This window comes from Embleya australiensis, from assembly GCF_051903075.1.
Taxonomy (GTDB): Bacteria; Actinomycetota; Actinomycetes; order Streptomycetales; family Streptomycetaceae; genus Embleya.
On sequence record NZ_CP182423.1, the window covers coordinates 1,285,142 to 1,308,394 of the forward strand.

Annotated in this window: 22 protein-coding genes and 1 pseudogene; 14 read left to right on the forward strand and 9 right to left on the reverse strand. The window is 72.8% G+C overall.

From position 1 onward, the window contains the following. Window positions 1-257 precede the first annotated feature (257 nt). Both ACMXN5_RS35790 and ACMXN5_RS35795 read left to right on the forward strand, forming a co-directional pair. Entirely contained in the window at window positions 258-668 is a 411-nt protein-coding gene (locus ACMXN5_RS35790) for a Fur family transcriptional regulator (RefSeq protein ID WP_439679057.1), read from the forward strand. A gap of 94 nt (window positions 669-762) precedes the next feature. Further along, window positions 763-1,038 carry a hypothetical protein gene (locus tag ACMXN5_RS35795; protein ID WP_439679058.1) on the forward strand — a complete coding sequence of 92 codons (276 nt, stop codon included), beginning with the start codon at window positions 763-765 and terminating at the stop codon, window positions 1,036-1,038. 22 nt (window positions 1,039-1,060) lie between these two features. Here ACMXN5_RS35795 and ACMXN5_RS35800 read toward each other — a convergent pair whose 3' ends face one another. Then, a complete protein-coding gene (locus ACMXN5_RS35800) occupies window positions 1,061-1,654 on the reverse strand; it encodes a GNAT family N-acetyltransferase (RefSeq protein ID WP_439679059.1) in 594 nt (197 codons plus the stop codon). Window positions 1,655-1,820: 166 nt separating this feature from the next. Here ACMXN5_RS35800 and ACMXN5_RS35805 point away from each other — a divergent pair, with 166 nt between their 5' ends. Further along, window positions 1,821-3,284: a S41 family peptidase gene (locus tag ACMXN5_RS35805; protein ID WP_439679060.1), complete on the forward strand. Its 1,464-nt coding sequence runs from the start codon at window positions 1,821-1,823 to the stop codon at window positions 3,282-3,284. Window positions 3,285-3,469: 185 nt separating this feature from the next. Here the strand turns inward: ACMXN5_RS35805 and ACMXN5_RS35810 are convergent. Further along, window positions 3,470-4,132, reverse strand: a pseudogene (locus ACMXN5_RS35810) (class I SAM-dependent methyltransferase); the annotation flags it as partial. Window positions 4,133-4,247: 115 nt separating this feature from the next. Continuing rightward, entirely contained in the window at window positions 4,248-6,065 is a 1,818-nt protein-coding gene (locus ACMXN5_RS35815; RefSeq protein WP_439679061.1) for a hypothetical protein, read from the reverse strand. A gap of 231 nt (window positions 6,066-6,296) precedes the next feature. On the opposite strand from ACMXN5_RS35815, the gene ACMXN5_RS35820 reads away from it, so the two are divergent. After that, entirely contained in the window at window positions 6,297-7,247 is a 951-nt protein-coding gene (locus tag ACMXN5_RS35820; protein WP_439679062.1) for a hypothetical protein, read from the forward strand. 53 nt (window positions 7,248-7,300) lie between these two features. Here the strand turns inward: ACMXN5_RS35820 and ACMXN5_RS35825 are convergent, their stop codons facing one another. After that, the gene (locus ACMXN5_RS35825; RefSeq protein WP_439679063.1) at window positions 7,301-8,719 is read right to left on the reverse strand and encodes a DUF2252 domain-containing protein; all 1,419 of its coding nucleotides are present in this window, start codon (window positions 8,717-8,719) and stop codon (window positions 7,301-7,303) included. Between the two features lie 344 nt (window positions 8,720-9,063). Between ACMXN5_RS35825 and ACMXN5_RS35830 the strand changes: the two genes are divergently transcribed. Both ACMXN5_RS35830 and ACMXN5_RS35835 read left to right on the forward strand, forming a co-directional pair. Continuing rightward, window positions 9,064-9,192, forward strand: coding sequence for a hypothetical protein (locus tag ACMXN5_RS35830; RefSeq protein ID WP_439679064.1), 129 nt, complete (start codon window positions 9,064-9,066; stop codon window positions 9,190-9,192). A 23-nt stretch (window positions 9,193-9,215) separates the two neighbouring features. Further along, complete coding sequence (locus ACMXN5_RS35835; protein WP_439679065.1) at window positions 9,216-10,484, forward strand: MMPL family transporter; 1,269 nt, start codon at window positions 9,216-9,218, stop codon at window positions 10,482-10,484. A gap of 328 nt (window positions 10,485-10,812) precedes the next feature. Here ACMXN5_RS35835 and ACMXN5_RS35840 read toward each other — a convergent pair whose 3' ends face one another. From ACMXN5_RS35840 to ACMXN5_RS35855, 4 genes are all read right to left on the reverse strand, one after another. Then, on the reverse strand, window positions 10,813-11,790 hold the full coding sequence (locus ACMXN5_RS35840; RefSeq protein WP_439679066.1) for a phosphotransferase family protein: 978 nt from the start codon (window positions 11,788-11,790) through the stop codon (window positions 10,813-10,815). Window positions 11,791-11,869: 79 nt separating this feature from the next. After that, complete coding sequence (locus ACMXN5_RS35845) at window positions 11,870-12,892, reverse strand: nucleotidyl transferase AbiEii/AbiGii toxin family protein (protein WP_439679067.1); 1,023 nt, start codon at window positions 12,890-12,892, stop codon at window positions 11,870-11,872. A 92-nt stretch (window positions 12,893-12,984) separates the two neighbouring features. Then, window positions 12,985-13,632, reverse strand: a complete 648-nt coding sequence (locus tag ACMXN5_RS35850; protein WP_439679068.1) for a response regulator transcription factor — start codon at window positions 13,630-13,632, stop codon at window positions 12,985-12,987. Then, on the reverse strand, window positions 13,620-14,306 hold the full coding sequence (locus tag ACMXN5_RS35855; RefSeq protein WP_439679069.1) for a sensor histidine kinase: 687 nt from the start codon (window positions 14,304-14,306) through the stop codon (window positions 13,620-13,622). Before ACMXN5_RS35855 ends, ACMXN5_RS35850 begins: the two co-directional genes overlap by 13 nt. A gap of 371 nt (window positions 14,307-14,677) precedes the next feature. Between ACMXN5_RS35855 and ACMXN5_RS35860 the strand changes: the two genes are divergently transcribed. From ACMXN5_RS35860 to ACMXN5_RS35880, 5 genes are all read left to right on the forward strand, one after another. Next, window positions 14,678-15,043, forward strand: a complete 366-nt coding sequence (locus tag ACMXN5_RS35860; RefSeq protein ID WP_439679070.1) for a YybH family protein — start codon at window positions 14,678-14,680, stop codon at window positions 15,041-15,043. Between the two features lie 222 nt (window positions 15,044-15,265). Further along, complete coding sequence (locus ACMXN5_RS35865; protein WP_439679071.1) at window positions 15,266-15,487, forward strand: MmyB family transcriptional regulator; 222 nt, start codon at window positions 15,266-15,268, stop codon at window positions 15,485-15,487. 114 nt (window positions 15,488-15,601) lie between these two features. Then, complete coding sequence (locus tag ACMXN5_RS35870; protein WP_439679072.1) at window positions 15,602-16,216, forward strand: dihydrofolate reductase family protein; 615 nt, start codon at window positions 15,602-15,604, stop codon at window positions 16,214-16,216. 65 nt (window positions 16,217-16,281) lie between these two features. After that, the gene (locus ACMXN5_RS35875; protein ID WP_439679073.1) at window positions 16,282-16,788 is read left to right on the forward strand and encodes a hypothetical protein; all 507 of its coding nucleotides are present in this window, start codon (window positions 16,282-16,284) and stop codon (window positions 16,786-16,788) included. Between the two features lie 664 nt (window positions 16,789-17,452). Next, the gene (locus tag ACMXN5_RS35880; RefSeq protein WP_439679074.1) at window positions 17,453-18,139 is read left to right on the forward strand and encodes a hypothetical protein; all 687 of its coding nucleotides are present in this window, start codon (window positions 17,453-17,455) and stop codon (window positions 18,137-18,139) included. Window positions 18,140-18,160: 21 nt separating this feature from the next. Here ACMXN5_RS35880 and ACMXN5_RS35885 read toward each other — a convergent pair whose 3' ends face one another. Continuing rightward, the gene (locus ACMXN5_RS35885) at window positions 18,161-18,955 is read right to left on the reverse strand and encodes an inositol monophosphatase family protein (RefSeq protein ID WP_439679075.1); all 795 of its coding nucleotides are present in this window, start codon (window positions 18,953-18,955) and stop codon (window positions 18,161-18,163) included. 158 nt (window positions 18,956-19,113) lie between these two features. Between ACMXN5_RS35885 and ACMXN5_RS35890 the strand changes: the two genes are divergently transcribed. The 3 genes from ACMXN5_RS35890 to ACMXN5_RS35900 all read left to right on the forward strand — a co-directional run bounded on the left by ACMXN5_RS35890 (window position 19,114) and on the right by ACMXN5_RS35900 (window position 23,196). Further along, complete coding sequence (locus ACMXN5_RS35890) at window positions 19,114-20,538, forward strand: hypothetical protein (protein ID WP_439679076.1); 1,425 nt, start codon at window positions 19,114-19,116, stop codon at window positions 20,536-20,538. A 163-nt stretch (window positions 20,539-20,701) separates the two neighbouring features. Next, on the forward strand, window positions 20,702-21,952 hold the full coding sequence (locus ACMXN5_RS35895) for an AAA family ATPase (protein WP_439679077.1): 1,251 nt from the start codon (window positions 20,702-20,704) through the stop codon (window positions 21,950-21,952). Next, the gene (locus ACMXN5_RS35900; RefSeq protein ID WP_439679078.1) at window positions 21,949-23,196 is read left to right on the forward strand and encodes a vWA domain-containing protein; all 1,248 of its coding nucleotides are present in this window, start codon (window positions 21,949-21,951) and stop codon (window positions 23,194-23,196) included. Before ACMXN5_RS35895 ends, ACMXN5_RS35900 begins: the two co-directional genes overlap by 4 nt. Window positions 23,197-23,253 lie beyond the last annotated feature (57 nt).

Genomic DNA, 23,253 nt, shown 5'->3' on the forward strand with positions numbered 1-23,253 from the left:
TCGGTTCACCACGTGGTACGGGTCCCGCGCCGGCGGCCGACTTCGTCAGGCCGGCACCGCGCGGTTCCACGGCGGTGGTCCCGTCACGTCTCCGTCTCCTGCCGTAGTGGGGTGTTCCCGACTCTTGGCTATCGCCAGAACCGATCCTACGATGGACAGAGTCCAAGTCAAGATGTGCGCCAATTCCATATTCAAACGGAACCCGGACCTCCGCCGGTAAACTCGGGTCTCCACCGAACCTGAATAGGTGAAGCGATATGAGTGACCTGCTGGAGCGACTGCGCGCGCGTGGTTGGCGGATGACGTCGCAGCGGCGCGTCGTGGCCGAGGTCCTCGACGGCGACCACGTGCATCTGACGGCCGACGAGGTCCACGCGCGCGCGGTGGCGCGCCTGCCCGAGATCTCCCGCGCCACGGTCTACAACGCACTGGGCGAGCTGGTCTCGCTGGGCGAGGTCATCGAGGTGTCCACCGACGGCCGCGCCAAGCGCTACGACCCCAACGCACACCGCCCACACCAGCACCTGGTCTGCTCCCGGTGCGGCACCATCCGCGACGTACACCCGGCCGGCGACCCCCTGACCGACCTCCCCACCGACCAACGCTTCGGCTTCACGGTCTCCGCGGTCGAGGTCACCTACCGAGGCCTGTGTCCCGCGTGCGCATAGCGCTTCCGCGCCACACCCGGCGATCGCGCCGAGCGACGGACGAAGCCGCCGAGATCGCCGCCATGCTCGACGAAGCCTCCCGCGAAACCGTCGCGTGAGCGATTGGACCTGGGAGTACGACCCGGACGCGGACCACGTCGTCGGCGGGCTCGTGGCCGACGTCCGAGCAGATGTCGAATCCCTCGCACAACGCTTGGCCGACGCCACCTCGGTGCGATACGTCGACGGCCCGTCGGATCACGATTCCGGCGTGTCGGGAATCCGCGACCACGCCGAGGGCCGCCTGATTCTCTGGTACATGGAACACCGACGCCTCGAACTACCGCCCGTGCTCCGCGTCCAACACTGGCCGCACCTGAACGATCGCTGATAGCGACTCACCCGCCCCGCGCCTACCGTCGCCCCCGGTGGAGCCAGGTGTTCAGGACGACGTGGCCGTCGGGACGGGGGCGGGTGACGGGCTTGGCGTCGGTGAGGTGGAAGCCGGTCTTCGCGGCGACGGCGATGCTGGGGGCGTTGTCGGCGGCGATGCGCAGGATCACCGCGTCGGCTCCGAGTTCGTCGCGGGCGTAGTCCGTCATCAGGCGCACCGCGCGGCCGGCCAGACCCTGGCGGCGGTGCCGCGCGCCGATGCCGTAGGCGATCTCCCCCACCCGACTCGGCCGCGCGGCCTCCGAGCCGAGGTCGATGTCGGGGCCGTCGGCGTCCGGGAACAGCAGCACCTCGCCGCACGGTTCGCCGCCGTCGAGGGTGATCGCGAGTTGGATGCCCCGATGCAGGGCGCGGGACGCGCGGGCCCGCGCCAGGTACGCCCGCGCGGCCTCCGCGTCGAACGGCGAGACCAACGGCGTCCATCGGTCGATCTCGGGTTCGTCGAACAGCTCGACCATGGCCGGCACGTCGTCGTCGTTCCACTCGCGCAGCCACAGCCCGTGGCCCTGTACGCGGATCTCGCTCGGCAGAAGGTATGCGGGTGATGAGGTCATGACCTCGATCCTGCCCCCTGATCCGCGCCGAGGCCACGCCCGCCGACGCGCAACCGCGCATATCGGCTACCGGCCGTCGGGGGAGACGTACCGCCTCGCGAGAGGGAGTTCGTTCTCCGACCTGTGGTGGTGTCGAGGATTCGTCGGGCCTGGAAGCGTGGTGCTCATGACCACACGACACGTGGGCCGCGTGTGCCGCGGCCGGTATCGACTCGTCCTGATGGGCACGGTTTTCCTGGCTCTGCTCGGTTCCGCGGGCGTGGCCGTCGGCGCGGAGGCGACCCCCGCCGCGGATCGCGCCCCGGACGGGATCTGGCGCTCCGACGGCTACGGGACGGTCCTCACGATCGACGGCGGCGTATTGCGGCCGTACGAGACGACCGACCTCGGGTGTGCGCCCGGCACCCCCGCGTACCGGGAGCACACACCGGACGGCTCCGTGCGGTTCCGCGCCCGCGACGCCCCCGACAGCTACTTCCCGATCACCGTACGCCGGCTCCCCGGGCGCCCCGATCGGGCCGCCCTGACCATCGAAGGCACCCTGGGCCGCCGCGAGTTGCGGCGCGTCCGCACGCTCCCGGCCGACTGCCTGCGGTCCGCGCCCGCCGATCCGCGGGCCGTCTTCGACGTGTTCTGGCAGACGTTCCGGGAGAACTACGCCTTCTTCGCCGAACGCGGCGTCGACTGGGCGGCGGCCCGGGACAGGTATCGGCCGATGGTGCGCCCGGACACCACCGACGATCGCCTCTTCGAGATCCTCACCACGATGGCCGAACCACTGCGCGACGGCCACACCTCCCTGCGGGCCCCGGCCCTGGATCGCTTCTGGCGGGTCGGCCGCTCCGGAACACCCGAGTTGGACCAGGCGTACGAGGACCGGATCCGGGCCTTCGTCGAGCGCCGCGACCTCGGCGGCACGCCGTTGCGGACCTTCGCCGCGGGCGCGATCGGCTTTGCCGAACTCCCGGGCCGGATCGGCTATCTGCGGATCAACCGGTTCGTCGGCTACACCGGCGACCAGGCCCCGTTCGCGGTCGAGGCGGCCGAACTCGATCGCGCCCTCGACACGATCGTCACCGCCCGGCGCACCGCCGGTCCCGACGCCTGGCACGGCCTGATCATCGACGTGCGGGTCAACCTCGGCGGCTTGGACGACCTCGGCCGACGCGTCGCCGCCCGGCTGACCGACCGGGTCCATCCCGCCTACGTCAAGAGCGCCCGCGACGACCCGCACGACCCCACCCGCTTCACCCGCCCCCAGGCGTTCCGGATCGAGCCCGCCACCGGCGCACCGCGCTATACCGGCCCGGTCGCGGTCCTCACCGGCCCCGCCACGGTGAGCGCCGGCGAGACGTTCGCCCTGGCCCTGCGCGAACGCCCGGGGCCCACCACCTTCGTCGGCGACAACACGCAGGGCATCTTCTCCGACATGTTCGGCCGCACGCTCCCCAACGGCTGGGCGTTCACCCTGTCCAACGAACGCTACGTCTCCCCCACCGGCCGCGGCTACGAAGGTGTGGGTTTGCCGGTCGACTTCCGCACCCCGGTCTTCACCGACGCGGAGTTCGCCGCCGACCGCGACTCCGCCTTCGACCGCGCGGTGCGACTGCTGGGCGGCCGCAACCCCTGACCGGTGGCCCCGCTCTCGGGGCGGTGGGCGGTGACGGTGAAGTAGTCGAGGGTGCCCTCGCGGTAGGCCAGGAGGAAGTTGTGCGGCCAGGTGCCGGGCGCCCAGGTGCGATCCAGCCAGCGGTCCCATCCGGGCCAGACCGACTCGCCGATCGAGGCGACCCGGATGTCGCCGAGCCCGGCGCGTTCGAGGGCGTCGGTCAACTCCGGGACGGTGTGCGGTACATCCAGGCCCTCGGCGAACGTGGGCAACACCTCGGCCGGCCGCCGCGCCCGGACCGGATCGGCGTCGGGAACGAGGAACGTGGCCACGACCATGCGCCCCCCGGGCCGCAACACCCGCGCGGCCTCACGGGCGAACGCCCCGAGGTCCCGGAAGTGCTGGGCGGCCTCGACGCTGTACAGGCAGTCGAACTCGCCGTCGCCGAACGGCATGTCCTCGGCCGCCCCGCGCACGAACCGCAACCCCCCGGGCCGGCGGGCACACACCTCGGCGGTGGCCCGCTCGGCCCGCCGCAACTGCTCCGGATGGATGTCCATGCCGGTGACGAGGGCGAAACCGTACTCCTCCAGCGCCACCACGCCCCCGGCCCCCATCCCGCAGCCCACCTCCAGAACCCGCAACCCCTCGCCCGGCGCCAACCCGTCCAGCACGTGCCGATACAGGGCCCGCTGGCTGGCGATGCGATCCTCCTCGGTGAGCGCCCGATCGAGATCGATCCCTTGCCAGTAGCCGAAGTTGATGAACCCGCCGCCGAACAACCCCGTCGCCCCGAGATCGTCCGCCCCATAGGTCCTCTCGACCGCCGCCGGAATCACATGCCGCGCCCCACCGGACCCGTCCGTCATCGACCCCACCTCTCGACAGGAAGCACACCCACCCCCCGGTTGCCCACCCCACCCACCCCCCGAACCCCGCCCACCCCCGATTCCGCACCACCGGGCACCGGCTCACCCACACCCATCAACCGTCGTCGGGCCAGGGATACCCGAGTTCCTCGGCCCGCTCCCGGCTTCCCCCGCTCACCCGCCCGTAGCCCTTGGGATCCTCCTCGGCCAACCGCCGCAACGCGGCGTCGGCCTGCGCCTCGGGCGGCCTCCCGTCGTCCGGCACCTTCCACAGGAACTGGAGGGGGAACCCCTCCCCGCGCCCATACAGGAAGGTCACCACGGCCGTGGTCGGATCCTCGAAGTCGGTGCTGATCCAGCCCGGTCGCACGTCCCACCGGGTGAGCAGCTCCGGCCGGGCGCGCACCCCCGCCGCGATCATCCGGGCCACGGTGCAGGCCGGCCAGGACCACGCGTCGTCGGCCTCGGCGCGCTCGATCTCCGCGTCGTAGGCCGCGGCGTCGAACCGGTACGCGGGCAGTTCCGGCAGCGGCTCCCGCGAGCCCGGGGCCATGCCCGGACGCCGCCAGTCCCGCCACACCACCTCGTCACCCTCACGGTGGATGGTGACGTACAGCGCCCCACAACACCCCTCGGTGCACCATGCCTGCGCAAGCTGCACCTCGTGCGGTTCCGCCTCCGCCCGGAGCCGGCCGACATCGAGCAGGTACTCCGGGCCGTTGGCCGCGCCGCGCCCGAATGCCTCCGGGACCAACGGGCGTCCGTCCAGGAGGATCCGGGTCTCGACGGCCTCCCGGTCGACCGGATCGGTCCACACCACCTCGACCCGCAGTCCGGCCCGGGTGCCCGGCACGGCGAAGGGCCGCCGCCCGAAGCGCCGGATCCACTCCACCCGCAGCCGCAGCACCGGATCCGCGTCGTCGACCGCGGTGTCGGCCACCGCGGCCCAGCGCCGCGTGGCCAACAGTCGCCCAAGAGATTCCGACAGGGCCTCCCGCCGACCCGCCGGCCAGTCGAGCAGCACCCCGGGGCCGCTGCTCAGGTCCAGGGCGAGCGAGAGCAGCACGGCGTAGTGCTCGACGGTGGGCGACAGCCGGTCGGCTCCCGCGACGACGGTCTCGTACAGGGCGACCGCGTCGCGATACGTGAGCAGTCCGACCGAATCGTGATGATTGTCGCCCATGCGAGCGAGCAGGCGACCCGCCCGGGCGAGCAGTTCCGGGTCGCCGGCATGTCGGTCGAGCAGTTCGGGCAACCGCGCGGCCTCGGCGACCCGACGCGCGATCGCGCCGCCGACGAGAGGCGGTCGGGTCGGGAACGCGAGGAGTTCGGTACGGACGGCCGCCTCGTCCCCGCTCCACAGGGCGCGGACGAGCGAGCGCGGCGGTGCGCGCCGGATCCGCCGGGCCAACCAGGTCAGCGCGGCGGTGGGACGATCGAGGGCGTCCAGGGCCTCGACGGCCGCCCGGCCGAGATCATCGATCCGGGCGAGCACCCGCAGGCACGCGACGTCCTCGGGCCCGCCGAGGCGGCCGAGCAGGGCCATGCCGGTGGCAACGCTGGTCGGGTCGGTGCCGGTGTAGGCCAGGCATCGGCCGAGGGTCCGCGCTGCGGCCTCCTGCTCGGCGGACAGCGGCAGTTCCGTCACCACGGCCCGGATCGCGTTGGCGTGGGTTGTCCCGATGCCGAATTCGGCGAACCGGCGCCGGAGGATGTCGGGGTCGTCGGGCAGCGGTGTCAGGGCGTCCCGGACCACCATCCACGCCTCGTCCCATGACGAGAACGGCGGGTCGTCGGATGCGAGGCCGTCGGGCAGGTCGAAGCCGGCGCCGAACGGCACCTCGTCTTCAGGGGATTCGCGCACCCGCCGCAGGGCGTACGCGTACAGCGAGGGTGCGGGGTCGAGCGCCTCGCGCTCGTCCGGGCCGTTCACCGGCCGGGGTGGAACTCGTTTCCGTAGGTCATGGGCGCAGTCTGCCGGCGGGTTCGCGCTTGTCGAACGTATATGCGTGCCGGCGGTATGCGGACGGTGGGATTCCGGATCGTGGGGCATTGGTTCGCCGGTGTTCAGGTGTGTGGTGTCTGGCGGCCATCGTGTTGCGCCAGGGTCTTGGCGGCCGGACCTGTCGGTACGGCACTGGCACGGCAGAGGAGTTCGGTGCACATGAGGTCGATGGTCCGAGGTTTGCGGTCGGCGGTACGCGGCGTGGCGGCCGGGGCGGCCTGCGTCGCGCTGTGTGCGACGGTCGGGCTCACGGGCACGGCGCACGCGGCGGAGGTGTCCGACGAGCAGGCGGCGCGGGCGAAGCCGGCGTTCCCGTCCGAGATCAAGGGGTGGCAGCCGATCGGGCGGTACGAGATCGACGCCGCGTCGCAGGCCCAGGGACTGGCCAACGTGCGCCCGCCCGGCGCCAAGCCGTACCTGTACTACACCGGCAACACCTCGATCCCCGCACCGGTGCGCGAGCGGGGCTGGTCGCACATCGGCGACCCGGACTCCTCGCGCGGCTACCTGTTCGACGCGTACCAGGGCGGTGGCGACGCGACGGCGAAGATGTTCCGGGTGACCACGCCGTCGGGCGCGGCCTACGAGTATGTGCACCCCCTGGCGGCCGGCGAGGCGATGAACAACTCGTTCGCCGCGATCTCCCCCGACAGCCGCTGGATGGTCTCCGGCGAGTGGGACACGATGAACCGCCTGCTCGTCTTCCCCACCCCGCTGCTCAACCCCGCCACGGGGCGCACCGGCGGCGACCTCGCGCTCGCGGGCACCATCGAACTGGACCGTCCGGTCAAGGACATCCAGGGTTGTACGTTCCTGGACGCGAAGCGGCTGCTGTGCGCGTCGGACGACTCCGACCGGAAGTTGTTCCCCGAGGCCAAGCCCCTGTTGCAGATCGAACTGAAGAAGGCGCTGAACGGTCGCACGGTCACCGGGCACGTGACCTCGCTCGGCGCGCTTCCGCAGCTCAGCGCCTGCCCCGGCACGGCCGTCGACTTCGAGACCGAGGGCAACGACTACGACCGGCACACCGGTGTGCTGCGCGTCGAGATGATCCCGCCGCGCGACTGCGCGGCGCGCGCGACGGTGTACGAGTTCAAGCGCAAGCACTGAGCCGGTAGCGGTGGGTGGTGGGCCACGGGGCGGACGCCCGGTGGCCCACCGTCCTACGCGTTCTCGGCGGTGAGCCGGCCGGACTTCACCGCCGCGAGGAGCGCGGCGTGGTCACGTTCGTTGCGGTCGGCGTAGGTTTCCGCGAAGGTGGTCACCGCGCGGTCGAAGGTGTCCCCGCCGCCCAGGTAGGCGGCCACGGCGATGCGGTCCCCGGAGCGGGCGTGCGCGCGGGCCAGGGTGGCGCCGCACAGTTCGCCGAACACGCGCATTCCGCGCGGCACCATCAGGGACGGTTCGGCGATGCCCTTCCAGTCGCGGAGTTGGCGGACATAGAAGTCGCGTTGCCGTCCGTCGATGCCGTCCGCCCGTTCCCAGCCCAGGAGCATGTCGCCGGCGGCCTGCATCAACCGCTGGCCCGCGACGACCCGTTCGCCCTGGGTGGCCGTCTCGGCGGGGCCGACGTGCGCGGCCAGGACCGACTCGTCGGCCTCCTTGGCCTGGAGGATCAGCGGGTCGTCCAGGTCGCGGCCGAGCAGGAGCACGATCCAGCAGCGGGTGCCGACGCTGCCGACGCCGACGACCTTGCGGGCCATGTCCACCACGGTGTACTGGCCGAGCAGGTGGCGCAGTTCGGAGCGGAGCGTCTGCCGATACCGGTCGATCAGGTCGCCGATCCGCCCGGCGAGCGCGGCCCGTTCGTCGTCGGGCAGGAGTTCGGCGATCGGGGTGACCAGTGGCGGCGAGGAGATGATCCGCGGCTCGCCGTCGACCATGCGGGTGAGCTTCGCGAATGCCTGGAGGCTGTCCCGACCGCGCGCCTTGCCCATGGCCTTGGACAGTTGCCGCCGGCCGCGTTTGTGCAACCGCCCGGACGCCAGCGCCCGGACCCGATCCGCGTCGGCCTTGGCGTACCAGACGTCGAGGTTGCGCATGCCCGCGAAGCGGCGCATCGCCTCACGGTAGGACCGTACGGTCGCCCGGACCACGTCGGCGCGTTCGGCGTCCGTGTAACCGTTCTCGCGCCCCGCGATGACCAGGCTCGCGGCCAGCCGCTTCACGTCCCACTCCCACGGCCCGGGCAACGTCTCGTCGAAGTCGTTGAGGTCGAACAGCAGCAGGCGTTCGGCCGAGGCCAGCAGTCGGAAGTTGAGCATGTGCGCGTCGCCGCACAGTTGCACCCGCAGCCCCGAACTCGGCGTGCCGGCAAGGTCGCTCGCCATGATAGCGGCGGCACCCCGATAGAACCGGAACGGCGACTCGGCCATGCGCCCGTACCGGATGGGCACCAACTCCGGTACCCGCGACGCCGATTGCCGCTCGATCAGGTCGATCGGGTCGGGCCGCCGGGTCGGCGCGAACTCGGCGTGACTCGACCGCGGCGTGTTCGCCCGCGCCGCCCGGCCGCGCTCGGCGCGCTCTCGGGGTGTGGGCGGCGGGGTCGCGCGGGTACGGACTTCGGCCTTCGGCGTCATCGCAAGCCCTCCGGGGCCGCATCGAGGCACACACGATCCGCGCATGCGGCCGACGCGGTTCGTCCGAACGGGAGCCCCCGGTCGCCTGGGCGGCCCGGGGGCGAGGACGGCACGCCGCCCCACCTCAGGAAACGCGTTGGGCCCGCTCCCGGCGAGCGGTGTGGCGCCAAAGAGTGACGGCGGCGCGGCCGTCAGGGCCGGCGGGTACGCACGGGGCGGTGCGCGCGCAGGCGGCGCCAGGTGCCGGCCAGGTGTGCGCCGAAGGCGGGATTCAGCACTGCGGCCGGGGCGATCAGCGGTCAGGCGAGCGAGGCGGGGGCGGTGACGCCCCGCTGCTCGTCGAGGTGACCGTCCCGGAGGGCCGCCGCGCGGACGAGGTCGAGGTGCGCGACGCGTTCGACGCCGCCGTACGGCGCGCCACCCGCCCGGTGGCCGGCACGCGTCGTTCGCGACCACCGGCGACCCCGCGCTGATCTCGGCTGACGGGCGCACCACCGTGGCCCTGGTCTCCCCGCCCGGCGGCGAGGGGCCGAAGGCGTACGGCGACGCGCCGGCCCGGGTGCGGGCCGCGGTGGCCGGGGTCGAGGTCGCCGGCGCGCCCGTACGGGTCACCGGCCGGCCGCTGCTGTCGGGACGCGACAGCGGCGCCGCCCGCAGCCCGATCGCCGAGACCCTGCTCGGCGCACTGGGCGCGTTGGTCGTGCTCGGCCTGACCTTCGCCGGCGGCCTCGCCCTGATCCCGCTCCTGACCGCCGCGATCGCCATCCCCACGACGTTCCTGCTGGTCGGCGGCCTGACCCGGGTCACCGACGTGTCGTTCATCGTGCAGTACCTGGTCGCCCTGATCGGCCTGGGCATCGCGATCGACTACGCGCTCCTCGTGGTGGCCCGATGGCGCGAGGAACGCGACCGCGTGGGCGGGGCCGATCCGGGCGGACCCGATCCGGCCGGGAGCATCGAGGTGATCGTGCGCGCCGCGACCACCGCCGGCCGCGCGGTCCCGCTCAGCGGCGCGACCGTCGCCCTGTCCCTGGCCGCGCTGGTCGTGCTGCCCGTGCCGTTCCTGCGCAGCGTCGGCTACGCGGGTCTGCTGATGCCGCTGGTGAGCGTCGCGGTCACGCTGGCCCTGCTGCCGGTGCCGCTGTACGCGTGCGGCGCCCGGCTGGACGTGCCGCGCCGCACTCGGCGCGCGGACGGCCGAGCGTGGTCGGCGATCGCCCGGACCACCACACGTCGGCCGGTCCTGGCGGCCGTGCTGGGCGGCGCGCTGCTGCTCGCCCTCGCCGCACCCGCGCTGACCATGCGGGTGGGGCAGCCCCAGGTGCCGGCGCTCGGCCGTGGCGGTGAGCCCGCGCGGGTGTTCGCCGCGATCGAGCGGGCCGGCTTCGGCACGGGTATCGCCCAGCCGATCGAGGTGGCGACCGACGGCGACGCGAAGGCGCCGGCCCGGCGGTTGGCAGCCGAGCGGGGTGTGGCCGGCGCGATCGCCCCCGCCGGGTGGGACAGCGGGGGCCTGCGGGTCGTGGAGGTGTGGACGGCCACGGACCCCGCCACCAACGCGGGTCGCGCCGCGGTGGGCGGGTCCTGGCGGCAGCCCGCGCAACGCCCGGGGTGCACGCGGGTGGCGGCCCGGCGCAGGGCGACTTCGCGGACGCGGTGTACGGCTCGTTGCCGCTGGTCCTGGCGGCGATCGCGGTGCTCACGTTCCTCGTACCGATGCGGGCGTTGCGGTCGATCTGGCTGCCGGTCAAGGCGCTCGTGCTGAACACCGTGTCGATGGCCGCCGCCTACGGCGCGGTCGTACTGATCCGGCAGAAGGGCTACGGCAGCGAACTGCTCTTCGACACCCCGGCCACGGGGGCGATCACGGTGTGGGTACCGATGGCGGTGTTCGCGTTCCTCGGCCATAACCGCCTTCGCCGACGCTCTCGGCGTCGAACTGCCGTACCTGCTCGGCCAACCGCAGATGCTGATCCAGGCACCGGACGCCGAGGCGATGGGCATCCCCGCGATCGAGGTCGCCCTGATGCCGACCAGCCTGTTCGTGTCGCACGCGCCGACCGATCACGTCTAGGACTACGACCTTTCGGGCACTACACGGGGGCGACCAGCGACAGGGCCTCGTTGAGGTTGTGTTCGGCGATGTCCTGCATGAACTTTCGGTTGGGGAAGTCGCCGTCGAGGAGGCGTAGGGGGCCCGCCGTCAGGGACAGGCGTTGGGCGAGCATGTAGAGGGCGAGGCGGGCCTCGTCGAGGTTGTCCGCCGCCACCCGGCGGTAGTCGTCGTGGAGGCGGATGCGCAGGAACACGTGCTCCCATTCGACGTCGAAGTACATCAGGTCCTCGATGTCGATCAGCACCGGATTGCCGTCCCGGTCCACCAGCACGTGGTCCAGGCCCAGTTCGCCGTGGATCACCGAGTATTCGGCGCGCGGCCGTACCGCCGAGGCGAGTTCGTGCAACCTCTCCTCCAGGCGGTCATGGGCCCCGGCGATCCTCGCGTCGCGCCCGGCCGCCTCGGCGAGGTGGCGCAACGCGGAGTCCAGCACGACGCCCTCGCAGGACGTGCCCCGCGCCGTACCGCCCCCGTCGATCAGCGCCACCTTGCCGTACGTCGGCGCCCGATACGCGCGCATCGCCGCCAACCCCTCCACCAGACGCGCCATCGTCGGCTCCACCGCCTGCGGGTCGCGCTCGAACCGGGTCATCAGGTCCTCGCCGGGGAAGTCCTCCACGATGGCGAGATCGGCCGGGTAGTAAGCCCGGTCGCGGTCGACCAGATACACCTCCGGCACCCGCAGCCCGAGCGTGTCCAGCCGGGCGTGCGCCGCCTCGAACAGGTCGAGCCCGACACCCGGCGAGAACGGGTCGGCCACGTCGTCGTCGCCCTCGTGTGCCGGCCAGTAGTTCTCCGAGTCCTCCCACAGATAGGCGATCACCGACGCCGCGTCGTCCATCGTCAGCCGGTACACCCCCTTCCGGGTGCCGCCCGTGAGCCGCTCGACCCCCGCCAACCGCCGCCCGCCGCCCAGCGCGGCCCGTACCGCTCCCGCCAGCTGATCCCGCGTCACATTTCTCGGCGCCACGTCCGCGACCGCCTTCCCGGTTCGACAACCGGGGCACCCTACGCGAGCAGTCGCCCGCGGGCGATCAGTTTTCCCGTGCCGCGAACACCGGCGCCAACGCCGCGTCCAGCCGGCCGAGCCACTCCCGGGCGGTGCCGCGCGCGCCGGGGAGGTCCGCGAGCAGGGCGGACCAGTCCGACTCGTCGACCGGAATCGCGTCCGGGTCGAAGCCGTGCTCGGGCACGCTCCGGATGAAACCGCTGCCGACCCGACGCAGCAACGCCGGGGTGAGCCGAACGCGTTCGTCCTCGGCCAGCAGGACCGCGTCGTAGAGATCCTTGCTCCGAGGTCGGCCGCCCTCGCCGCCGTCGAGATGCAGCCACACCAGCTTCCAGGCCAGCGACAACTCCCGGCTCGCGGTACGCACCACCGGCGCCGGTCCGCCGTCGGCGCGCGGTATCCGGGTCCACACCGGCGGTTGGTGCAGCTTCTCGTCGAAGGCGAAGTCGAGCCGCGCCTCCCCCGGCGGCAGCCCCTCCGCCTCCCAGGGGATCAGGATGCGCATCCCGCCCGCGCCCTGCCCGTCGTACGCGTAGTCCCAATCGCCGTCCCGTCGCATGCCGTTCGCGTCCAGGACCAGGCCCGGTGCCGCCTCCGGCCGTTTCCCGATCCATTGCGTCAGGTCCTCGTATGCCGGGATCGAGCCCACCGGATCCGGGTCCGTATCCCAGCGAAGCCCCTCGGGCGGCGCGATCACCCGCACGCCGCGCGTCTCGAACTCCCGCTCCCCGTCGGCCCAGATCTCGTATCCGGCCGCCCCGCCGACCGCCTCCGGCCACTGCTGTACGGCCGCGACGGTGTCGAGGTAGGGGTATGGCGCCGACGGATCGATGTGGACGATCGGCGCGGGCAGCACCACGAAGTCCAGGTCCGCCGGCTCCCGCGCCCGCTCCCCCGTCCAGGCGGCCATGGCCATGCTCCCGCGCAGCATCACACAGTCACTCCAGGGCGCGGCCGCGACGAGCCCCAACAGGTGGTCGAGCACGGCACGATGGGCCGCCCGCCGACGCGCCGACGTATCCCCGTCCGGGTCGACGCCGTATGCCATGCGCTCCTCCTCGACGTCCGCGCCTCCGCCCCGGCCGGCGACTGTACCGATCGAAGCCGACACGGCCCCCGGGCGCCGACGACCTACGCCCGTCAGCGCCCGTCGCGGAGGTACGTGAGCACCGCCTGGACGCGGCGATGACCCGCGTCGGACGCGGGCAGGCCGAGTTTGCCGAAGATGCCGCCGACGTGCTTGTGTACCGCGTTGGCGGTGATGAACAGGATCTCGGCGATCTCGCCGTTGCCCAGGCCGCGGGCCATCAGCGCGAGCACTTCGTGCTCTCGGGGGCTGAGCGGGTCCAGGGGGCTGCCGGCCGCGGCCGTCATCAGTTGCGACAGCACCTCGGGATCCATCACCGTCTCGCCGGCCACGACCCGCCGCAGGCTGTCCACGAATTCGCTCATCCGACCCACACGGTCCTTGAGCAGGTAGCCGACGCCGCCCACACCGTCGGACAACAACTCCCGGGCGTAGACGTGCTCGACGTACTGCGACAGGACCAGGATCGGCAGACCGGGGCGGATGCGCCGCAGTTCCAGCGCGGCGCGAAGTCCCTCGTCGCGAAAGGTCGGTGGCAGCCGGACATCGGTGACGACCAGGTCCGGCTCGTGCGTTCGCACCGCGGCGATCAGGCCGGGGCCGTCGGTGACCACCTCGGCGACGCCGATGTCCCGTGCGGACAGGATGAGTTCGAGTCCCGCCGACAGCAGCGCGTTGTCCTCGGCGATCACGACGCGCACGGCAACTCCACGATGACGACGGTGGGTCCGCCGACCGGACTGGTGATCGCCACCCGGCCGTCCAGCGCGGCCACGCGGCGCCGGATGCCGACGATGCCGGTGCCGTTGCGCTCGTCCGCGCCGCCGACACCGTCGTCCGCGACCTCGACGACCAGGGTGCCGTCGCGGCGGGTCAGGCCGACGTGGGCGCGTTGTGCCCGGCTGTACTTGGTGGTGTTGGCGAGCGTTTCCGCCACGACGAAGTAGGCGGCGGCCTCGATGGCGGCGGGCAGTCGGCCGAGTTCGCCCAGCCGGACGTCGGTGGCGACCCCGGTCCGGGCGGCGACCGCGTCCACCGCCCCCGCGAGGCCGCGGTCGGCCAGGATCGGCGGGTAGATGGCGTGGACGACGTCGCGCAGTTCCGTCAACACCTCCTCCGCCCCCTCGAGGGCCTCGCGCAACAGGTCGGCGACGACCGGGTGTTGGGCGCCGAGGAGGTCCCGGGCGACGCCGAGGCGCATGGCCACCGCGACGAGACCGGCCTGGGCGCCGTCGTGCAGGTCGCGTTCGATGCGGCGCAACTCCGCGCCGTGGGCGTCGAGTACGTCCGCCCGGCTCGGGACCGCCTTCGCCGCCCGCGCGGCGACGACCGGCTCCCGGTTCGGGGCGCGGAGGCACCCTCGGTCACGCCACACCTCACACCACAGCGATTTCGCTCGATCCCGCACACTCGCCACTTTCTCGGCCCCGTTCCGGACGCACACCACGCATTCCACGCGCGGCGACCTCGGGGGCCGCGCACACTACGGCGACCCTATGAACGGGTGCGGCGCCCGGGCGTCCTTCCGGGGGACGAGTACCGGAGTACCGGATCCGCTGTACCCGGTCCGGGGTGTATGGGCCACATGCAGGCCGCGGCGGTGCCGTACCAACGTCCGCTCCATCCTCGTCGACCATAACCATCACTTCTGGCATCCATCGGATCCATCTGTTGGATTTCTGATCGGCGGCCGAGCAGGATGGAACCACGAAAGGCCGCGACACCACGAGGAAAGGAACACGAACCATGTCCGAGTACGAGAAGGCCATGCGTCCCGAGGACATCACCCGCCTGTTCGTGGAGCGGTCCAACGCCGGCGACGCCGCCGGGGTCGCCGCGCTCTACGCGGAGGACGCCGTACTGGCCTACCCGCCGGGCAGCACGACCGTGGGCCGGGAGGCCATCCGCGAGCTGTGGGCCAAGGTGCTGGCCGACCGGCCCCACTTCGAGCCCGAGGAACCGCTGCCGACGCTGATCAACGGCGACATCGCGCTCACCTCGACCCCGCCGAAGGACGGCTCCGGCGCCCGGGCCCAGGTGGTCCGGCGCCAGCCCGACGGAAGCTGGCTGCGGGTGCTCGACCAGCCCGAATTCGCCGCGCCCACCCGCTGAACCCCCGACGGCCGCCCCGACCCGGGCGGCCGTCGGCGTGCGCCGGGTCGGACGCCGGATCAGCCGTGCCGAGTCAGCCGACGCCGGGTCGATCGGCGCTGGGCAGCCCCGCCGCCCCCGCCGGCCGCCGCACCGCCGAGTCGACCAGCCCGCGCACCCGCGCCGCCGGAACCGTGATGCCCGGCGTACCCCGCGTCCAGCGCAGGAAGTCCTCGACGTCCAGTGCCGGAATCTCGCCGGGACCGGGTGTACGTCCTGCACCACCCGACGGCGGGCGAGCCGACCCTGCACGGCGAACTCGTCGCGCTGCCGGACGAGCCGGCGTGTCGGGGGCTCGACCTGTTCGCCGCCGAGCCGGGGTCGGCGTCCGAGCGGGCGTTGCGCGAGCTGGGCGGCGGCCTGCCGGCGCACGATTCCGGGAGCCTGCCGACGGCCCGGCCGTGACATCCGTCGAACGGTTTCCCATCGGGTCGCACCCGCACCGATGAGTTTCGCGGGCGGCCGTCGTCTACCTCCATGACAACGACACCGCACCGACCGCAGCACCTGGAGCACATCATGAGGAAGATCACCGCCGGCCTGTTCATCTCGCTCGACGGGGTCGTGGAGGCGCCCGACCAGTGGCACTTCCCCTACTTCGACGACGAGATGGGTGCGGCCGTCGGCGCGCTGCTCGAAACGTCCGACACCCTCCTGCTGGGTCGCAAGACGTACGACAGCTTCGCCGGCGCCTGGCCCGAGCGGGAAACGGCCGGTGGCGACGACGCGGCCTTCGGGAAGGCGATCGGCGACGCGCGCAAGATCGTGGTGTCGCGCAGCGAGCTGACCTTCACCTGGCGCAACTCCGAGCAGTTGCGCGGTGATGTCGTGAGCGCCGTCACCGCACTCAAGGACGAGCCGGGCGCGGACATCTCGATCAGCGGCTCGGTCTCGATCGTGCGCCTGTTGCTGGACGCCGGGCTGCTGGACGAGTTGCACCTGTTCGTGCACCCGATCGCGGTGCGCACCGGCATGCGGCTGTTCACCGAGGGCGAGGGGTCGATCCCGCTGCGGCTGATCTCGTCGAAGGCGTTCGGGTCCGGCGTGCTCCACCTGGTGTACGGCCCGGCCGCGGCGGCCGGCGACGCCTCGTACGACGACGCCAAGGTGCACCTGTCCCAGGCCCGTCGGTAGCGCGTGGGCGCGGGTGTCCGCAGCGTGCACAGCATCGTGTTCGGCCGTCGCTCGTTCAACGGGGTATGAGCAACCACGCCTCGCCGCCCGACGGTTCCCACCCCGCCACGGACCCGCAGATCTCCCCCGAGCAACGCGCGGCCCTGGAGCGGATCACCGCGGCGGGCGGTCGGGCCGGTGCCTGGCTGTGTGGTCTGGGCCGTCCGGGCGGCCCCGCCTGGGCCCTCGCCGGCGCCATCGAACACACGCTCGCCGAGCTGCGTCCGTACGGGCCGACCGAGGTGGACCCCCGCCCCGGTCTGGCCCGGCCCGGCGTCGACCGGGACCTGCTGCCGTACCTGGACCCCTACGCCGGCCCGGCCGGACCGGTGATCGGCGCGGTGCCCCTGACCCCCGCCGAGACGGTCGCGGTGCTCACCACGACCGGCTGCGCCCGCATCGCGCCGCTGACCATGTCCCGCCCGGACTGGGCCGACCAACTCCACGCCCTGGCCGACACCATCGACAACGCCCTCCAACACGCCACGCACGTCGAGCCGGACGCCGACTCGCGCCCCGACCCGACGGCGTAGCCGTCGCGCAGCGGGTCAGTCGTCCGGGTCGCCTGCCTGGCTCGTCGCCACGGATAGCCCACCGCCCCGCGCCGCTCTCCCCGAGCGGCCCGGGGCCTCACACCTCGAACTTGCCGAAGTCGGAGGCGTTTCCCACCACCGCCGGCCCCAGATCCGCCGGCGCGTGGGCCAACACACGGCAACGGCCTCCCAGGCGGAGCCACTTCGTCGAACACGTCCCCGGTGCCCCGCTCACGAATGCGGATACGACCCGTCAGGCCGGTCGACCTCGTGTCGCAACCGCCTCGACGCCCACGACCTCGACACCCTCTGCCGCTGCGCCTCGACCACCTCCGCGGACTCACGCGCACGCACCGCGGCCGGGTCGGAGGGATTCGAGTTCATCGCGACAGTCTGACGCCGCCCCACCTCCCTGTGAAGCCCCGCACACACCCACACAACGCCCAATCCACCCTGAGCACCCGAATCGGGCCCTCGCCCGGCCGGGATGTGTGCCCATGTCGACCGCGATGCCGGTCGGTCGGGCCGATGTGGGTTTGGGCTGGTCGGGGGGCATCCGGGTCAGCATTCTTGGGGGGCGCGGGAATTACAGAGCGAGGGGCGGGCCGTGGGCGGTCGATCCGTGGGTTTGGCTAACTTGGCGGTCCGGGTGGGGGATTCGGATGTGTCCCCCGTTGCGTCCGGGCGTTTGTGGTGTGCGGGGATCGCGGCGGGCGCGGCGTCGTTGGGGGTGGTAGTCGCGGATGTGTACGCGTATTTCGTCTATCGGGACTGGCGGGCCTGCCTGGCGTCGCGTGTGCACACGTCGGTCGAGCCGGAGGCAATATCGACCGGTGCGCGGATGGTGCCGCGCGGGAACGGCGCCACCGACGCGGCGGCCGCGGCGGTGTTCGTCACGAGTGTGACGATGGTCGCCCTGGTCGTGTGGTGGACCGTGCTGGTCTCCCGGAACCGCTCGGCCTGGTACGGCCCTTCGCGCGGCTTCGGCGTCCTGTGCCGCTCGGGGCACCGGCGGGCGGGGGACGCCGGACACGCCGGGATAGGCCCTGCCCCGGTGCTGGTGTCGGCCGTGGGGATACTCGTGTTCACCACGCTCACCCGGCTGTTGGGCCTGGTCGGCACGGACTGGAGCGGGCCACTCGACGGGCAGATCCGGTCGGAGATGGGTTTCCTGCACTCCCGGATGATGCTCGCCCTCGCCCATGCGGCGGGCGCGCTCCTGATGGCGGTCGTGGTGACGACGACGACACGACGACACCTGCGCCTGCCGAGCCGCCGACCGGACCCCGATTCCGACCCTGTTTCCGACCCCGACCCCGACCCCGACCCATCGGCGCCTCGGGGCGAGTGACGCGTGTCCGGCCGATCCCACCTACCGGATCATGCCCAGGAGTGCGGTGTGGGTTTCCCGGTCGGCCGCGGCGATCAGGCCGGCCGCCCCGGTGTACGGCGGTCGGCCGTACAGGTCCGTCACCACGCAACCGGAGGCCTCACACAGCGCGATGCCGGCGGTGAAGTGCACGCTGTCGCGCAGGTCGCCGTCGGTGACATAGGCGGCCCGGCGACCGGCGGCCACCCACGCGACGGCCAGGGTGGTGGACACCACGCGCGGCCGGAAACCCGCGACGAAGTCCGGGTCGGCGAGGAGCCGGACCGCGCGGAACGACGGCGCATTCGGGAACGGCGGATCCAGGTTCACATCCACCAGCCGCGACCCGGACGACGGCACCAAGTCCCGGTCTGTGCCGTCGAGTTGACGGTACGCCCCGGAACCGTCGGTCCAGAACACCTCGTCGGCGAACGGATCCGCCACGGCCGCCGCGACGGTCTCGGCACCCACCCGCAGGGCCACGTTCACCGCGACCAACATGTTGCCCACGGCGTAGTTCAACGTGCCGCACAACGGATCGATCAGCCACCGGCGTTCCGCGCCGGCCGTGCCGGTGTGGCCGCTCTCCTCGCCGGTGACCGCGTCGTCGGGCCGCGCGTCGCGGAGGATGTCCAGGATGGCCTGTTCCGCGTCCAGATCGGCGGCCGTGGCGAAGTCTCCGGCGCCCTTGTCGAACCGCTCCGGCGACGTCCCGTACATCCCGCGCACCACGGCCGAACCCGCCCGCGCCGCCCGTACGGCCAGCCCCGCATCCGTCTCCATCTCCAAGATCGCCATATGGGGAGCCTACGCGCCACTCTCGACGAGCCGCCGAGCCTTCGCACAGTGAGCCAGGGGGGTCCCTGGCCCTCCGCGGTCGAGGGCGCTAGGCTCCTGCCGATGACTACTCACTCCGTAAACGGATTGGGGGTCCCCACCGCGCAAGGTGAGTGCTGATGCTCACCGCGATCGCGAATCGGGATTCCCGCCTCACCCTCTGGCTGCGCGTGCGCGAGTTCGCCGTGCCGCCCTCCATGATCGAGACCGCGACCGCTCGCCGGCTGGCCGGTGACTGGCAGGCCGCCTGCACCGCCGCAGGTGTCGACGTCGACATCGATCTCCGCTTCGAAGCCCGCACGCGTGGCGGGGAGTTCGCCGCCCGGATCCGGAACGACCTGCGTGGTCTGGCACCGGATCTGCTGCGCTGGCACATGCCGAGAATCGCTCCTGACGGGCTGCTGCGCCCGGGTCTGACCGTGTCCCTGGCGCAGTACGACGTCGGCGAGCCCGGCGGCACGCGCCCGGTGCACCTGGTGGCCCGTACCCCACCCGCGTGGGCGGACGCCGGTCAGCGCATCGCCCTCGCCCTGTGGGACGGATCGCACCGCGACGTCGCCGGCTTCCGTCACCATCCGCACCGCCATCCCCATCGACGGTTCCGTCTGGACCTGCACCGACATCTCTGGGACGCCCGCCGCAGCGACGAGCTGTGGATCCGTTCCGGGGCCGACCGGCCGCCCTGCGACGGCGGTTCGGGCCCGGATCCGACTTGGCCGGGACCGGTCCCGGCCGAGTGCGCCGTCGACCGATGGGCCGCCGAGGCCGCGATCCTGCTCCGGGCCGAGGGGCGACCCACCGGCACCGGCTCGGTCGCGGTGCGCTGCGGGGGCCGTCGCCGGCTGGTCCTGCACGTGGTCGCGGACGACGACGGTCCCGGGCCGTCGACGGTACGGATCGCGGTCGTCGAACCGCGACCCGCCGGCGGCGACATCACCGGGCTGCCGGTCCTGCCCGACGCGGCCACCTGGATACCGCCCGACCTGGAACTGCTGCGCGCCGGCCTGATCGGACCCGATCGGCTGCACCCGCTGGTCGCCGCGGCATTGGTACCGGGCCATGTCGCGGGCGCGGCACCCGTCCTCGCGGACCACGTCTCGGGACGACCCGACATCGTGGAATGCCGGGGCGCTCGCCACCGCATCGGCCTGGTCGACGGCGTACTCGCACCACTCGACCACGATCCGGACGAGATCCGTCGCGAGGAACTGCTGCACGCACTGACCGGCACCCCGCTGCCCTGCCTCCAGGCCATCGACGCGGCACACCGCCGCCCGGACTGCATCGCGGGCGTCCGCGAACGTCTGGACCACGGCGACATCGCCGGCGCACTCGCCGTCGTCGAGAGCCTGCTCGGCCCCGACGCACTACCGCGCGGCGGCCTCCTCCGCGACGAACTGGAAGACGCCGCCGAACGGTTGATCACCCACGGGTTGTTCCGAGCGGGCCTGGGCGGACCGGCGCCCGACCGCATCCCGCTCCGAAACCGTCCACGTCCCCCACACACCCGCCGCGCCCATCCGGGCAACATGTACCCGCACTGAGGCGAACCCGCCGACCAACCCGGGGACTTCGAGCCGACGCACACACGTGTGCGCTGCCGGGCGCGCCGCCGCAGGCACTTCGCCGCGCGCTTGCGTGCGCACTTCGGCGTGCGCACCTTCGCGCGCCCGAAGCTCCCCCACCGAACCCAAAAGGTGATCACCCATGCCCACACCCACCCCACTCACCACCACCGCACCGCGCAGCACGCCCCAACTCGACGTGGCCGCAGAGTTGTTGGCTCTCCTGCGGGACACCGCCACCGAGCCCCGCCCCGATACCCAACTGGAGGCCCTGACCCTGGCCGTGGCCGCCGACCTGCCCGTACTGCTGTGGGGTGAACCCGGGATCGGCAAGACCGCCGCGCTCACCCAACTCGCCGAGACCCTGGACCTGCCGCTCACCACCGTGATCGCCAGCGTGCACGAACCCTCGGACTTCTCCGGCCTGCCCATCGTCGGCGACGATCCGGCGACCAACGGTGTACCGATGGCCCCGCCGGAGTGGGCCGTTCGCCTCGTGCGCGCCGGACGCGGACTGCTGTTCCTGGACGAGTTGTCCACCGCGCCGCCGGCCGTACAGGCCGCCCTGCTCCGGCTCGTCCTCGAACGCCGGGTCGGCGCCCTGCAACTGCCGCCCGGCATCCGGATCGTGGCCGCCGCCAACCCGCGCGGGTCGGCCGCCGACGGCTGGGAGCTGAGCCCGCCGATGGCGAACCGCTTCGTACACCTCCAATGGGTACACGACCACGACGTCGTGGTGCGCGGCCTCGGCGGCACCTGGCCGCATGCCACCCTGCCCGTCCTGGACCCGACCCGACTCGCCGAGGCCGTGGCCTTCGCCCGCCGGGCGGTCTGCGGCCTGCTCGCCGGCCGCCCCAAGCTCGTCCACCTCCTTCCCACCACGGAAACCCGTCGCGGCGGCGCCTGGCCGTCGCCGCGCAGCTGGGACATGACGGTGTCGCTGATCGCCTTCGCCACCGCCGCCGGGTCCTCCCGCGAGGTGGTGTCCCTGCTGGTCAGGGGCACCGTCGGGGACGGCCCGGGGCTCGAACTGCTGGCCGCCCTGGACCGGATGGACCTCCCGGACCCCGAGGACCTGCTCGCCGACCCGACCCGCGCGATCCTGCCCGAGCGCGGAGACCTGCGTCAGGCCGTACTCGACGGCGTCGTCGAGGCGGTCCGCAACCGCCCGGACAAGCCCCGATGGGACGCGGCCTGGGCGATCCTGGTCCGCGCACTCGACACCGGCGCCCCGGACCTGGTGGTCGTCCCCGCCACCACCCTCGCCTCGCTGCGCGACCAGGACTGGGAGGTGCCGGCATCGATCGAGCGGCTGGCCGGAGCCGTGTCGCTGTCCCGGCGCGCGGACCGGGCGGCGGCCCGAACCGCGGTGACCGCACGGGCCGGCCGATGATCGCCGACGCGCCGGGAGCCCTCGACCTGGACAAGCTCTACGCGGCCCGCCTGTACGCCGCCCGCGCCCGCCCGTACCTGGCCACCGCCCTGTACGCGCTGCACGTGGTCGAGTCGCGGGCCGTGTCGACGATGGCCGTCGACCGGCACTGGCGATGCTACGTCTCACCGGCGTTCGTGGCCCGAACCCCCGAGGAGGAACTGGCCTCCGTATGGGTGCACGAGGTGTCGCACCTGCTTCGCGACCACCACGGGCGCAGCGACCGGGTGGCGTACGAGCGCGGATTGACCGGCCGCGGTGACCGATTGCGGATGAACCTCGCCGCCGACTGCGAGATCAACGACGACGCGTTCGACGACGGACTGCCCCAGCCCGAAGGCGCCGTGCTACCGGGCTTGTTCGGAATGTCCAATGGCGAGTTGATGGAGACCTACCTGCGCGAGATCGTGATGGGACTGGTCACGCAGGACCTGGCGTGGCTGGACTGCGGCAGCGGCGCCGACGGGTTGGATCGGGAGTGGGATCTGGGGCCGGACGGCGCGCACGGCCTGAGCGAGCACGAACGGGACGCGGTCCGGTACCGGGTGGCGCAGGGCATCAGGGGCCGGCCCGGGCATGCCTCGAAGTCGTGGCGGCGGTGGGCCGAGGAGGTGTTCCATCCGCCGCAGCCGTGGCGGCAGTTGCTGGGCGCGGCGGTGCGCTCGGCGGTGGCCGGAGCCGGCGGTGCCGACGACTACACGTACGGCCGGCCGGCCCGCCGTTCGGCCGGCGTGCCCGGCGTCGTGTTGCCGAGCCTGCGTCGCAAGCCGCCTCGGGTGGCCGTGGTGGTCGATACGTCCGCGTCGGTGAGCGACGCCGAACTGGGCAGCGCCCTCCTCGAAGTGGCCGCCATCTCCCGCGCCGTGGGCGGCCGGCGCGACCTGGTCACCGTGGTGTCGTGCGACGCGGCGGCCCGGATCGTGCAACCGCTGTGCGACGGCGAGGGCATCACGCTGCTCGGCGGCGGCGGTACGGACCTGCGCTCGGGGTTCGCCAAGGCCCTGCGCCGCAGCCCTCGCCCCGACGTCGTCGTGGTGTTGACGGACGGTCAGACGCCCTGGCCCAGTGCCCGCCCGTCCTGTCGCACGGTGGTGGGCCTGTTCCCCCGCGTCCACGGCTATTCCGTGAACGAGGACAACCCCGAGTACACTCCGGACCTGCCACCCGACTGGGCCCACGTGGTGACGATCGGACCAACTTCCTGATCCTCCAGGGGAGTCCACGGGTGACGGGGGTCGGCAGCACGGTGCCGACACCGCCGT

Excerpts from the sequence above, each read along its gene's own strand:
- ACMXN5_RS35790 (WP_439679057.1), top strand. The coding sequence starts at position 258 with ATGAGTGACCTGCTGGAGCGACTGCGCGCGCGTGGTTGGCGGATGACG.
- ACMXN5_RS35800 (WP_439679059.1), bottom strand. The coding sequence starts at position 1,654 with ATGACCTCATCACCCGCATACCTTCTGCCGAGCGAGATCCGCGTACAG.
- ACMXN5_RS35805 (WP_439679060.1), top strand. The coding sequence starts at position 1,821 with ATGACCACACGACACGTGGGCCGCGTGTGCCGCGGCCGGTATCGACTC.
- ACMXN5_RS35820 (WP_439679062.1), top strand. The coding sequence starts at position 6,297 with ATGAGGTCGATGGTCCGAGGTTTGCGGTCGGCGGTACGCGGCGTGGCG.
- ACMXN5_RS35825 (WP_439679063.1), bottom strand. The coding sequence starts at position 8,719 with ATGACGCCGAAGGCCGAAGTCCGTACCCGCGCGACCCCGCCGCCCACA.
- ACMXN5_RS35845 (WP_439679067.1), bottom strand. The coding sequence starts at position 12,892 with ATGGCATACGGCGTCGACCCGGACGGGGATACGTCGGCGCGTCGGCGG.
- ACMXN5_RS35860 (WP_439679070.1), top strand. The coding sequence starts at position 14,678 with ATGTCCGAGTACGAGAAGGCCATGCGTCCCGAGGACATCACCCGCCTG.
- ACMXN5_RS35870 (WP_439679072.1), top strand. The coding sequence starts at position 15,602 with ATGAGGAAGATCACCGCCGGCCTGTTCATCTCGCTCGACGGGGTCGTG.
- ACMXN5_RS35875 (WP_439679073.1), top strand. The coding sequence starts at position 16,282 with ATGAGCAACCACGCCTCGCCGCCCGACGGTTCCCACCCCGCCACGGAC.
- ACMXN5_RS35885 (WP_439679075.1), bottom strand. The coding sequence starts at position 18,955 with ATGGCGATCTTGGAGATGGAGACGGATGCGGGGCTGGCCGTACGGGCG.
- ACMXN5_RS35890 (WP_439679076.1), top strand. The coding sequence starts at position 19,114 with ATGCTCACCGCGATCGCGAATCGGGATTCCCGCCTCACCCTCTGGCTG.
- ACMXN5_RS35895 (WP_439679077.1), top strand. The coding sequence starts at position 20,702 with ATGCCCACACCCACCCCACTCACCACCACCGCACCGCGCAGCACGCCC.
- ACMXN5_RS35900 (WP_439679078.1), top strand. The coding sequence starts at position 21,949 with ATGATCGCCGACGCGCCGGGAGCCCTCGACCTGGACAAGCTCTACGCG.